At 68.5% G+C, this 12,234-nt stretch carries 11 protein-coding genes; 4 read left to right on the top strand and 7 right to left on the bottom strand.

Annotated features, from left to right (window positions below):
- Positions 1 to 27: 27 nt before the first annotated feature.
- Positions 28 to 939 carry a phosphatase PAP2 family protein gene (locus tag AB4Y75_RS01005; RefSeq protein ID WP_441434057.1) on the top strand — a complete coding sequence of 304 codons (912 nt, stop codon included), beginning with the start codon at positions 28 to 30 and terminating at the stop codon, positions 937 to 939.
- A 28-nt stretch (positions 940 to 967) separates the two neighbouring features.
- Here AB4Y75_RS01005 and AB4Y75_RS01000 read toward each other — a convergent pair whose 3' ends face one another.
- Positions 968 to 1,594 (bottom strand): TetR/AcrR family transcriptional regulator, encoded by a 627-nt coding sequence (locus AB4Y75_RS01000; protein WP_441434056.1) that lies wholly within the window; start codon positions 1,592 to 1,594, stop codon positions 968 to 970.
- Between the two features lie 78 nt (positions 1,595 to 1,672).
- Between AB4Y75_RS01000 and AB4Y75_RS00995 the strand changes: the two genes are divergently transcribed.
- Positions 1,673 to 3,403 carry an amidase gene (locus AB4Y75_RS00995; RefSeq protein WP_441434055.1) on the top strand — a complete coding sequence of 577 codons (1,731 nt, stop codon included), beginning with the start codon at positions 1,673 to 1,675 and terminating at the stop codon, positions 3,401 to 3,403.
- A gap of 129 nt (positions 3,404 to 3,532) precedes the next feature.
- Here the strand turns inward: AB4Y75_RS00995 and AB4Y75_RS00990 are convergent, their stop codons facing one another.
- The 3 genes from AB4Y75_RS00990 to AB4Y75_RS00980 form a co-directional block, all read right to left on the bottom strand.
- The gene (locus tag AB4Y75_RS00990) at positions 3,533 to 4,030 is read right to left on the bottom strand and encodes a tetratricopeptide repeat protein (protein WP_441434054.1); all 498 of its coding nucleotides are present in this window, start codon (positions 4,028 to 4,030) and stop codon (positions 3,533 to 3,535) included.
- Positions 4,031 to 4,101: 71 nt separating this feature from the next.
- On the bottom strand, positions 4,102 to 4,383 hold the full coding sequence (locus AB4Y75_RS00985) for a hypothetical protein (protein ID WP_441434053.1): 282 nt from the start codon (positions 4,381 to 4,383) through the stop codon (positions 4,102 to 4,104).
- Positions 4,384 to 4,536: 153 nt separating this feature from the next.
- The gene (locus AB4Y75_RS00980; RefSeq protein WP_441435233.1) at positions 4,537 to 5,349 is read right to left on the bottom strand and encodes an MBL fold metallo-hydrolase; all 813 of its coding nucleotides are present in this window, start codon (positions 5,347 to 5,349) and stop codon (positions 4,537 to 4,539) included.
- Between the two features lie 231 nt (positions 5,350 to 5,580).
- Here AB4Y75_RS00980 and AB4Y75_RS00975 point away from each other — a divergent pair, with 231 nt between their 5' ends.
- Both AB4Y75_RS00975 and AB4Y75_RS00970 read left to right on the top strand, forming a co-directional pair.
- Complete coding sequence (locus AB4Y75_RS00975; RefSeq protein ID WP_441434052.1) at positions 5,581 to 6,828, top strand: MFS transporter; 1,248 nt, start codon at positions 5,581 to 5,583, stop codon at positions 6,826 to 6,828.
- 65 nt (positions 6,829 to 6,893) lie between these two features.
- Positions 6,894 to 9,089, top strand: coding sequence for a S9 family peptidase (locus AB4Y75_RS00970; RefSeq protein WP_441434051.1), 2,196 nt, complete (start codon positions 6,894 to 6,896; stop codon positions 9,087 to 9,089).
- Between the two features lie 90 nt (positions 9,090 to 9,179).
- On the opposite strand, the gene AB4Y75_RS00965 is transcribed toward AB4Y75_RS00970, so the two are convergent.
- From AB4Y75_RS00965 to AB4Y75_RS00955, 3 genes are all read right to left on the bottom strand, one after another.
- The gene (locus tag AB4Y75_RS00965; protein ID WP_441434050.1) at positions 9,180 to 9,704 is read right to left on the bottom strand and encodes a GNAT family N-acetyltransferase; all 525 of its coding nucleotides are present in this window, start codon (positions 9,702 to 9,704) and stop codon (positions 9,180 to 9,182) included.
- 54 nt (positions 9,705 to 9,758) lie between these two features.
- Positions 9,759 to 10,361, bottom strand: coding sequence for a GNAT family N-acetyltransferase (locus AB4Y75_RS00960; RefSeq protein WP_441434049.1), 603 nt, complete (start codon positions 10,359 to 10,361; stop codon positions 9,759 to 9,761).
- A gap of 156 nt (positions 10,362 to 10,517) precedes the next feature.
- A complete protein-coding gene (locus AB4Y75_RS00955; protein WP_441434048.1) occupies positions 10,518 to 11,990 on the bottom strand; it encodes an amino acid permease in 1,473 nt (490 codons plus the stop codon).
- Positions 11,991 to 12,234: the final 244 nt, after the last annotated feature.

Here is a 12,234-nt window from a genome sequence, read left to right as displayed (position 1 = left end):
TCCAGATTCCTGTGTCAGGCTGGAACCATGTCACCGATCAGCACGCTCGAGCACCGGAGCGCCCGCCGAAGCCGCGGCTCCGCCTGGCGCCCGCTCGCCCTGGCCTTCGGCGCCGTCCTGGGAGCACTCGGAATCCTCTGGATGTATCGGTATTTCATCCGGACGGTGGACGGGCAGACCGTCGATGCCGTGGGTCTCGCCCAGGCCAAGAGCATGGGCGGCGGCCGGCTCGACACGGTGACCACGGCCATCCTGGACAATCTTCCGGCGGCCTCGATCATTCTCGCCGCGATCATCGTGGGCCTGGTGGCCTTCATCGGGAAACGCTGGACGCCGGCGCTCTGGGCCGTGATCACCGCGGTCGCTGCGAACCTGGCGACTCAGCTCCTGAAGTACACCGTCTTCACCCGGCCGGAGCTGGGTGTCGAGACACCCAGCAACAACTCCTTCCCGTCCGGCCACACCACACTGGCGGCGAGCGCCGCTGCGGCGGTCACCCTCGCTGTGCCGCCACGCTGGCGCCCCCTGACCGCGGCACTCGGCGGAACGTTCGCCTTCGTTTCTGGGGCGTCCACGGTGGTGAACCTCTGGCACCGCCCCGCCGACGTGGCAGCGGCGCTCCTGGTGGTGGGCACCGTCTCCGCCCTCGCCGCCATCCCCGTCCTGGTGCATGAGAACCGGCATCCGGAGCCGGTGAGCGGAGGGGCCGCCAAGATACTGTCCAACCGGCGCTTCTGGTCCACCGTCACTCTCGTGATCGCGGTGCTGAGTGCCGTGGCCGCTTTCGTCTTCCCGCAGCTCCCGCTCGGTTCCCTCAGCATGACCGGCAGCGACGGGGTGGACACGCGCGGCTTCTGGTCGGGGGTCGCTGCCAGTGCCGCCGTCGCGTACACCGTGTCCTGGGCGGGCCTTCTCCTGTTGAGCCGCCCAAGGCGGTAGCGCCCGGGCCTGCGCCGGCCGCAGAGTGTCAGCTCAGCCCGAGCAGATGCTCCACCGCTGACAGGAAGTGCTCCCGGCGGTCCGGCACTCCTTCCCAGCGCACCAGGGCCTGGGCGTTGAGGCCGTCGATCATGCCGAGGATCTGCCAGGCCGCCGACGCCGGGTCCGGCACCGAATAGATTCCGGCCTTCACTCCGCCCCGGATGACTTCCCGGAGCAGGTCCTGCCACGCATCCATCTCCGCGCGGACAGCCGTGGCGAGGGCTTCATTCCGGCGCCCCAGGCCCCAGGCCTCAACCCAGACCGCGGTGACCGGCAATCGTTCCGAGTCCAGCGAACTGGCGAGCACCGCGCGCAGCCGCAGGCCGGCGTCGTCGATTCCGGCCATCGCCTGGGTGACCTCGCCCCGGTCCCCCGCGGCGATCCGGGCGAAGGTGGCTGCCACGAAGTCCTCGATCCGCGGCTCGTAATGCGCCACGAGCCCGGACGCAACGCCGAGCTGGCGCGCCACCCGGCGCAGTGTGATCGCCGCGAGCCCCTCTTCCAGCGCGACGACGGCGGCCGCCTCCCGGATCTCGGCGTGCCGTTCGGCGGGGCTCTTGCGCACTCGGGGCACCTGCCGCTGTTCCGTCTCCGGAGAGTTTTTCGTTGACATGGTGGCTTCAGTCTAGCTACCGTGGATCTAATTGATCACTCGATCAACAGATTCCTTCCGCCCCTCAAGGGAGACACCATGGCCCGCATCGACGTCGTCGAAGCCTCCATCGCGCAGCTGCGCGCCGCTCTCGACTCCGGCGAGACCACCGCCGTCGAGCTTCTGGACGCCTACCTGGCGCGCATCGACGCCTACGACGGCGAACTCAACGCCCTGGTGGTCATGAACCCCGCTGCGAGGGCCGACGCGGAGGCCTCGGACGCCCGCCGCGCCGCCGGCGGAACCCTCGGCCCTCTGGACGGCATCCCCTACACCGCGAAGGACTCCTACCTTGCGAAGGGTCTCGCCGCCGCGGCCGGTTCCCCCGCCTTCAAAGACCTGGTGGCCCAGAAGGATGCGTTCACCATCGAACGCCTCCGGGGCTCCGGGGCGGTGCTGGTGGGCCTGACGAACATGCCGCCCATGGCCAACGGCGGCATGCAGCGCGGCGTCTACGGCCGCGCCGAGAGCCCCTACAACGGCGACTTCCTGACCGCGGCCTTCGGCTCCGGCTCCTCCAACGGCTCCGGCACCGCCACCGCGGCCAGTTTCGCCGCCTTCGGCCTGGGCGAGGAGACCTGGTCCAGTGGCCGCGCCCCGGCGTCGAACAACGCCCTGTGCGCCTACACCCCCTCTCGCGGCGTCATCTCGGTGCGCGGCAACTGGCCCCTGGTCCCGACCATGGACGTCGTGGTGCCCCACACCCGCAGCATGGACGATCTGCTGGAGGTCCTGGACGTCATCGTCGCCGATGACACCGAGACCCGCGGCGACTTCTGGCGCGTCCAGGAGTTCGTGGACGTCCCCGCCTCCTCGGAGGTCCGCCCGGACTCCTACCCGGCCCTCGTCCCCGCGGATCGCCGCGAACGCGCCGGGCTGCTGCGCGGCAAGCGCTTCGGAGCACCCCGGATGTACCTCAACAAGGACGACGACGCCGGCACCCTCGCCGAGGGCGAGTCACCGTCCGCGCGGGGCATCGGCGGCCCCACGGGGCAGAAGATCGACACGCGGGCTTCGGTGATCGCCCTGTGGGAGGACGCCCGCCGTGACCTGGAAGCAGCCGGCGCCGAGGTGGTGGAGGTCGACTTCCCCGTGGTCTCCAACTACGAATCGGACCGGCCCGGCGCTCCGAGCGTCACGACCCGCGGCCTCGTCTCCCCCGAGTACCTGCAGGAGGAGATCGTCGATCTCTCCGCGTGGAGCTGGGACGACTTCCTCGCCGCCAACGGTGACCCGGCCCTGAACAGCCTGACCCAGGTGGACGGAGCCTCGATCTTCCCGCACCCGGAAGGCGCGCTGCCGGACCGCTACACGGGCTTCGATGACGACATCGCCGAGTACCCGGCCGTGGTGGCGGAGCGGCCGATCACCCACCCCCGCGAGCTGTACACCCTGGAGTCCGGGCTGCTGGGCCTGGAGAAGACCCGCCGCGTGGACCTTGAGGAATGGATGGACGAGCTGGGACTGGACGCCGTGATCCTGCCTGCGGCCGCCGACGTGGGACCGGCCGACATGGACGTGCGGGAGGAATCCGCGGACCTCGGCTGGCGCAACGGGGTGTGGGTCTCCAACGGCAATCTGGTCCCGCGGCATCTCGGCATCCCGACGGTCACGGTCCCGATGGGCACCATGGCGGACATCGGCATGCCCGTGGGCTTGAGCTTCTGGGGCAAGGCCTACTCGGACAACGAACTCCTGGCCCTGGCCGCCGCTTTCGAGGCCACCGGCGAGCGCCGCACCGAACCCCCGCGGACTCCGCGCCTGGGCTGAGCGGGCCCTGGCCAAGAGCAAGGCGGGACGGCATATCGGATCGGCGGCCGCTCGCTCCCGCGGAGTTCGTGGATTGCGGTGAGTTCGTGGATTGTTCCCCCGAACTCACCCGCAACCCGCGAATTCAGCTCAGGGAAGCACCTGATGCCCGGGCTCTTTCAGCTCCGCGGCATAGCCCGCCACGGCGCGGGAGTACAACGGGAGAGTCGGTGCGAGCGCTGACAAAGCGACCTGGAGAGCCTCCCGGGAGCGCCCGGCGTCGAACAGCGCCAAGGCAAGAAAGGCCTGCGACGCCGAGCCGGTCGTCGCGTCCTCCGGGAACTCCTCCAGGAGCCTCACCGCTTCCGCAGCGCGGCCGACATTTCGCAGGGAACTGGCCAGCTGGATGACCGCCTGCGGCCTGCGCTCTCCGTCCAGTCCGCCGTCGAGCGCCGCCTGATACAGCGGAATCGCCTGGGTTTCGAGCCCCAGGAAGTCATGGACCGACGCCAGCTCATACAGCGCGGCGGGATCTCCCTCCGGACGCTCCCGGACGAGGCTCGTCATCCGGGCGATGAGGCCGTCCGGATCACGCCCGTCGGCTTCGTTCCAGAACGACTCGATCCGCCGGTCCCATGATTCGTCCATCCCCGTAGTCTGCCAGCACGAAGGCCGCCCGGGCATGCCCGGGCGGCCTTCGCAGTGGTCAGAACCTTCACTCAGTTCCGGCTGTCGTCGCCTTCGCGCGGCTGGAGGTAGTCCTCGCCATCCTCGGTCCGCACGACTTCGTACTCCTCGGAGACCTGCTCGATCGCGGCCTTGTCGGCCGGGCTGGGTTCCTTGACCGGACCCGGATTCGGCGTCCGCTCAGCATCGCCGAGCACTGCGCCGAGTCCCTGCGACGACGGCGTCACCTCGTCCTGCGCCACGGCGTCGTCGGCTTCCTGCCGCTCGACGGGCTTCCCCGAGTTCCGCTCTTCATTCCTGGAGTCGTTCATCATGTCCCCTTTCCCGAACCGTCCTGAGAGGGATGCCGAACACGCAGGCCGGCTACTTCCCTCGACAGCCATAAATGCTCGATCATCGAGCTTTCAGGCTATCGGCCTCCCGTCACGCTGACAAGGGTGGTCCTTGGCGCGGGCAGCCCACGAGCCTCACGCCGTGACGCGGAGCCTGCGGATGAAGTGGCGGGACTGTTCCGGACCATATGGGAGCACCGGAATGGCCTTGGTGGCGTCGTCCGGGGTTTCGCGCGTGGCCTGGTGCGCCTGACGGACCGCCATCGCCATGGTGTCCGCCATGGTCTTCACTTCGGCGTCGTCCATCGGGGCGCCATGCCCGGGGACCAGGTACTCGTAGCGGTGGCGCAGCGCCGAGATGTGCCGCAGCGCGTCCGCCCAGTCCACCGGGTAGGAGTCCTCGAAGGCCGGGTAGCCGCCGTGTTCCACCAAGTCGCCCGCGTAGAGGGTGGTCGGCGTTCCCACCAGGAGGTCGCCGTCGGTGTGGCCGCGTCCCAGGTGGAAGAGCTGGACGCTGATTCCGCCCAGATCGACGAGCACCGGCTGATCCCGGACGATCGCCTGCGGCACCACCAGCGCCGTCAGATCTCCCTCGGCGACGGCCATCTCCGGTTCGAAGACCTCGACGGCGGATCGCTGCGCCTCACCCGATTCCTCGATGGCCCGCGCGGTGTTCTCATGGGCCCAGAATTCAGTGACCCCCGCCTCCTGGAACACGGCGTTGCCGAAGAAGTGGTCATAGTGCGCGTGGGTGTTCACCACCACGAGTGGCAGATCGGTCACACGGCGCACCGCCTCCAGGATCTCCCGGCCCTGCCGCGGGCCGCATCCGGTGTCGATGACGAGCGCCCTTTCCTGGCCCACCACCAGCCCGGTGTTGAGAAACTCCGCCTCCGTGGTCAGGACGTGACTGCCCTGCCCCAGATCTCGCAGACCGACATCGTGCACCGCCACGGGAACCTCCTGTACCGCCGGTGAGCAGGCACGCATGCCTGCTCCCTAGATGTCGCTCATCGTACCTCCGCCTCCTTCGGCTTCCCTGAGACACGCGCGCATGTGGGTGGCCGCGCCCGGCGGACCGATGATCCTTGTGACTCGCGGAACGTGAGTCCTGGATGGCTTCGTGAGTCCTGGATGGCTTAATGTGCAGGTTCGACGGGGACGGGAAAGGTGGCGGACATGCACAAGTGGGCGCTGACGTGCTTCGCCGCGGTGGGTGCGGTCGCGGAGGCCGTCCAACTCGTCGCGCTGATGTGGACCACGTTGCATCTCACCGGCAGCGCGTCGATCGTCGGCATAGTGAACGCGTTCGCTTACCTCCCCGGAGTGATCGCCGGTGTGGCGCTGCGCCAGGCCTTCGACCGAGGCTCCGCGATCACCACCCTGAGCCGGACCAACTGGGTCTGCGTGGTTTTCTCCTTGATGCTGGCGGCCGCCGTCGTGGCTGAGATGCCCGTGCAGGTGCTCATCACCCTGTTCTGCGCCTCGCAGGCGGCCCTGAGCATCGCCAAACTCGCCAACAAGAGCGCGCTGGCCCGCGCACTCCGGCAGATCATCGGACGACCGGACCTGCCCGCGGTCCAGGGGCGGATCTCCTCGACGACGATCATCGGCGGCGTGATCGGCAGCGGGGTGTCCGGCCTGTTCCTGGCCCTCGTCGGCCCCGCGTGGTGTTTCGCCGCCGCGGGTGCGCTGTACGCCGTGAGCGTCCTGCTCATCCGCGCCCTGGGCCGTGGCGATCGGGCGGACAAGGTGCCCGACGGCGGACCGGCACGGACCGTGAGGCCGGGCGCGCCGCAGGGTGGGGCGCCGTCGTCGGGCGGCGCTTCCTCCGCCATCGGCGCCGAGAGCGCATCTCAGCCTCTCGACGGCGGACGGCTGCTCGCACTCGTGCTCCTCGTGTCGATCCCCAGCAGCGGAGCACTGCAATACGTCACCGCGCTCCTGCCCTCCTATGCGAACGCCGTCGTTCCCGGATCCGCCCCGTTCTACTCGGCGCTGGACATCGCCGCCATGCTGGGCGGCGTCCTGGCCGGAGCGCTCCTCGGGCTCTCGGCCCGGGTCCGGAGGATGGTCCAGCGCTACGCCCTGGTGACCGGCGGCGTCCTGTGCCTGCTCCTGGTGCCTCAGTGGCCGGCCGTCGTGTCGGTCCTCCTGGTCGGCGTCGCCGCCCTGGTCATCACGGCCCATGTGGTCGGCATGCAGATCGCCACCAACCAGCTCGCCCCTGACGGTCAGATCGGCCGCTACATGGCGGTCCGCAATGCCGGCGCCGGACTGGCCAAAGCCGTCTTCTCCGTGGCCGCTGGAGTCCTGGCCCAGCTCGGTGGGGTGCAGTCCGCCTGGATCACGTTGGCATGTCTCCTTATCGCCGTGGCCACCATCTTCAGCCTGAGCCCGGGATGGCGGAGATTCGCGGCCGCCTGAAGCGTTCGCCATCAGCCGACCGTCCCTCCCCTCCCCACCGCTTCCCGTCCCACTAGGCTGGGGTCATGACCGCAACACCACAGGTTCCCCAGCCCCCGCATGCCCGGAAGGTTCCCGTCGAACGCTCGCACCACGGTGACGTTTTCGTCGACGAGTACGAATGGCTGAGGGACAAGGAGAGCCCCGAGGTCGTCCAGCACCTCGAGGCTGAGAACGCCTACCAGGAAGCCGTGACCGCGGATCAGGAGCCCCTCCGCGAAGCGATCTTCCAGGAGATCAAGGGCCGCACGCTGGAGACGGATCTCTCCGTGCCCGGCCGCAAGGACGGCTGGTGGTACTTCACGCGCACCGCGGAAGGCAAGGACTACCCGGTGTTCTGCCGCGTGGCGGCGGCTGACTCCGGCGATCCCCTGGCCGACTGGACTCCGCCGGTGGTGGAGGCCGACGTCGTGCTGGAGGGCGAGCAGATCCTGCTGGACGGCAACGCCGAAGCCGAGGGGCAGCCGTTCTTCTCCATGGGCGGCACGGCCGTGACGCGGGACGGGCACCTCTACGCCTACGCCGTGGACAACGCCGGGGACGAGCGCTTCACCGTCCGCATCAAGGACCTCCGCACCGGCGAACTCCTGCCGGACATGATCGAAGGCGCCTTCTACGGCCTGGCCTTCTCCCCGGACGGCTCCCGCCTGTTCTACACCGTGGTGGACGAGACCTGGCGTCCGCATCAGGTCCGCGTGCACGTGCTGGGCACCCCGGTGGAGCAGGATGAACTGCTCTACCAGGAGGACGACGCCGGCATGTGGCTGGGCTTCGACCTGTCGGCCGAGCGGACCCACCTGGTGGTCGCGTCCTCCTGCTCCGAGTACAGCGAAGTGCGCCTGCTGGACTTCAGCGATCCCGGGGCGGGGCTCCGCACCGTCATCCCGCGGGACGCGCGGATCCTCTACGAGGCGGAGCCGTTCGAGCTGGATGGCGTGGACGGCGTCCTCCTGACGCATGACCGGGACGCCGTGAACTCGATGGTCTCGTTCGCGGCCTGGGATCAGCTGCCCCGGCCCCTGGAGGAGCAGGAGTGGGTCACCCTGGTGCCGCATTCCGACAAGGTGCGCGTCAACGGCACCGCGATCCTGAAGGACTTCATCGTCCTGTCGGTGCGCCAGGACACCCTGGAGCGCGTGCAGTTCCTGCCCCGTGAGGGACTGGGCACCGCGCAGCAGGCGGAGCCGGTGGAGCCCGGCTTCGAGGACGATCTCTTCACGGCCTACCTGAGTGGCGCCGACTATGCCGCCCCCATGGTCCGCCTGGGCTACACGAGCTTCTTCACGCCCACCCGGGTCTACGATTTCGTCCTCCCCACGGTGGACGCACCGGCCGGCGAACTCCTCCTGCGCCGCGAGCAGCCCGTGCTCGGCGGCTATGACCGCGGCGACTACGTGGCCACGCGAGAGTGGGCGGAAGCATCCGACGGCGCGCTGATCCCGCTCTCGGTGCTGCGGCACCGCTCGGTGCAGGCCGACGGCACGGCGCCCGGCCTGGTGTACGGCTACGGCTCGTACGAGGCCAGCATGGACCCCTCGTTCGGCGTCGCCCGGCTGTCCCTGCTGGACCGGGGCGTGGTGTTCGTCATCGCCCACATCCGCGGTGGCGGCGAACTCGGCCGGCGCTGGTACGAACAGGGCAAGAAACTCGCGAAGAAGAACACCTTCACGGACTTCATCGCGGCCACGGATCACCTGGTCTCGGCGGGCTGGATGGACCCGCGCCGGATCGCCGCCCTCGGCGGTTCGGCCGGCGGCCTGCTGATGGGCGCCGTCGCGAACCTGGCCCCGGAGAAGTACGCGGCCATCGTGGCCCAGGTGCCGTTCGTGGACGCGCTGACCACGATCCTGGATCCGGAGCTGCCGCTCTCCGCCCTCGAATGGGAGGAGTGGGGCAACCCCATCACGGATCCGGACGTCTACGCGTACATGAAGAGCTACACGCCGTACGAGAACGTCCGGGAGACCGCATACCCGAAGATCGCCGCGGTGACGTCCTTCAATGACACCCGCGTGCTCTACGTGGAACCGGCCAAGTGGGTCCAGGTCCTGCGGGAGAAGAGCACCGGCTCCGAGCCCGTGGTGCTGAAGATCGAGATGGAGGGCGGCCACGGTGGAGCCTCCGGCCGCTACGTGCAGTGGCGCGAGCGCGCCTGGGACTATGCGTTCATCGCGGACGCGGTGGGTGCGCGCGATCTGCTTCCGGGCGCAGGCCTGCGGTAGCCGTTCCCGCTGAGCGCATCCACGGACGCCTGAGGCCCACCCCGTCGTCGGGGTGGGCCTCAGGCGTTCCGGGCGACGTGGCGGCGTTCGTCAGCCGACGGGGAACCAGTAGCGGCGGAATCCGTCCCGGGAGTCCTCGTACTGGCCGTCGTTGCCTTCGATCACCGCGCGGGAAGCCGCGTTGTCCTCCACGCAGGTGACCAGGACGTCGTCGATGCCGAGGCCGGGCGCGAGGCGCAGCGCGTGGGCGAGTGCCGTGGTCGCGGCTCCTTGCCGGCGCGCGGACGGACGCACCGAGTAGCCGATGTGGCCGCCGTAGTTGAACAGGAAATCGTTGAGGTCGTGCCGGATGGCGAGGAAGCCGAGAATCCGGTCCTCCTCCGGATCGGCGATCCAGAAGTAGCTGCAGTGCACCCGTCCCGGAGCCGGCTCCACCGAGGTGTCCCCCTCGGTGAGCCGCTGCTCCAGGTACCGGTCGAATCCTTCACGACTCAGATCCGGCGCGGCCGCCTCCTGGTTGAATCCGGAGCCGTCCAGGGGGCCGTCCCCGAAGTCCTCCAGGCAGTCTTTCCAGGCGTCGTAGGCGTCGGCGTGAGGCCGGATCAGTGTCAGCATCCCCACATTCAAGCAAATTCCGCGCGGCGTCTTGTCACGCCTCCAGCGGTCTGCTCAGCGGGCCTTGCCCAGCCGGTACTCCAGGTTCCGCTTCACGGCCGCCCACTCTCCGGCCAGGATGGAGAACACCACGGTGTCCCGCAGGACGCCTTCGGGAGTCAGCGCCTGGCTGCGCAGCACCCCGTCCTGCTTGGCGCCGAGCCGGGCGATGGCCTCGCGCGACTGGTGGTTGAGCCAGTTGGTCCGGAACTCCACCGCCACGCAGCCCACGGTCTCGAAGGCGTGGCGCAGGAGGAGGTACTTGGAATCGGGGTTCGTGCCCGTGCCGTGGGCGGAGCTGCGGTTCCACGTCGAACCGATCTCCAGGCGGGGCAGGGCGTGATCGATGTTCATGAAACTCGTCATCCCGAGCACCTGGCCCGTGGCGTTGGAGAACGCCGTGAAGGGCAGCATGCTGCCGGTTTCCTGAAGCGCCAGACGGCGTTCGATCTCGGCCCCCATCCCTTCCGGGCGGGGCACCGAGGTGTACCAGAGATTCCAGAGCTCGCCATCCTGCACGGCCTCGACCAGACCGGCTTCGTGGTCCTGGCTCAGCGGTTCCAGGGTGACGTATTTCCCGTGCAGCGTCACGGGGGCGATTTTTTGCACGAGGATCATTGTGCGGCCCGGACGGCCCGGATTCCAAGTGGTTCACCAAGCGTTCATCTGGGCCCGCACTCCGGGCCGCGAGCGCCCTCTGACACGACGACGGCGGCGCCTCCCCGCGTGGGGAGGCACCGCCGTCGTCGTGATGCAGGACCGCCGTGGAAAGCGTCAGCTGAAGAGTTCGTTCTTCGGCTTGTTGTTGCGGACCTTGAGCCAGCCGAGCCACAGCAGCAGGGCGAACAGCGGCACGGTGGCCAGCGTCCAGGCGCCCAGGTAGAAGACGCTGCCGTCCGAACTCTTGGTGGTGTCGAAGCCGATCAGCACGGTGATGATCAGCAGGGCCACCAGGCCGATCCAGCTGGTCCAGGGCGAACCCGGCATGGGGAGGCTGGAGACCTCGCCCTTCTTGCGGCGGAGCATGATCTGGCAGGCGAAGATCGAACCCCACGTGAAGATCACGCCGATCGACGCGGTGTTCAGCGCCAGGTCGAAGGCGTGGGAGCCGCCCAGCCAGACGTTCAGGATGATCCCCACCAGGTAGAAGGCGCCGATCGCCAGGATGGCCGCGAACGGGATGTGGCGTGAGGACATCTTGGTCAGCCACTTCGGCGCGTGGCCGTTGTTGGCCATGGTGCGGAAGATGCGGCCGATCGAGTACAGGCCGGAGTTGCAGGAGGACAGAGCCGCGGTGATGACGATGAAGTTCATGACATCGCCCATCCACGGCAGGCCCATCTGGCCGAACACGGTGACGAAGGGGCTGGTGCCGGCCTTGTACTGGTCGCTCGGGAGGAGCATGGCCAGCAGGGTCACGGAGCCGACGTAGAAGACCACGATGCGGATCACGACGGCGCGGATCGCCTTGGGCACCTCGCGGGCCGGGTTCTCCATCTCACCGGCGGTGATGCCCACCAGTTCGATCGCGTTGTAGGCGAAGATGACCGCGTTGAGGACGAGGACCATGACCAGGACGCCGTGCGGGAACATGCCGCCGTCGCCGGCGAAGAGGTTGGCCGGGCTGGCGTGGGAGGGGCCGACCTGGGCGTTCATGACGACCAGGACGGTGCCGACCACGAGGAAGATCAGGATGGCGCCGACCTTGAGCACGGAGGCCCAGAACTCGAACTCACCGAAGGCCTTGACCGAGAGGAGGTTCACGGCCACCAGCAGCACCAGCGCGGCGATGGCTGAGATCTCCACGGGGACGTTCGGGAAGAAGTACTGGAAGTAGAGGCCGATCGCGATGAGTTCCGCGATGCCGGTCATGCCCCAGTTCAGGAAGTACATCCAACCGGAGAGGAAGGCGCCCTTGGAACCGAAGAGCTCACCGGCGTAGGACACGAAGGATCCCGAGGTCTGGCGGTACATGATGAGCTCGCCCAGGGCCCGCATGAGGAAGTAGGCGATCACGCCGGCGATGGCGTAGGAGAAGATCAGAGCCGGGCCGGTGGAGGCGAGGCGACCGCCGGCTCCCATGAAGAGCCCGACGCCGATGGCGCCGCCCATGGCGATCATGGTCACGTGACGGCGGCTCAGCGACTTGCTGTAACCCTCGGCGCTGAGAGTGGTGCTGTCTGTGGCGCTGGAACCCTGGCTCGTGGCCTGGCCCTCGGTGCGCTCCTGCTGCGTTGTATCTGACACGGTAGACAAGTGTACGGACCCTTTGCCGAACGTGATTTGACTAACACGCGCTTGAGGCGCACATCACAATGATGCTGCGGCCTGCACGTGGGAGGATATTCGCCGGGTATCGACACCTGGACAGGCCGATTCCCGCACTTTCCAACATTTGACGAATGTTTCAGAGTCAGATGTCGGACTCGCGCCCCACACACGCGGAAATCCCCCGCCCGGCGGAAGGCCGAACGGGGGATTTCAGGCTGGT

It is taken from the genome of Arthrobacter sp. RAF14 (assembly GCF_052114185.1).
GTDB lineage: Bacteria > Actinomycetota > Actinomycetes > Actinomycetales > Micrococcaceae > Arthrobacter_E.
Note: the sequence above shows the minus strand (reverse complement) of the source record. Positions and strands in the feature narration are given on the sequence as shown.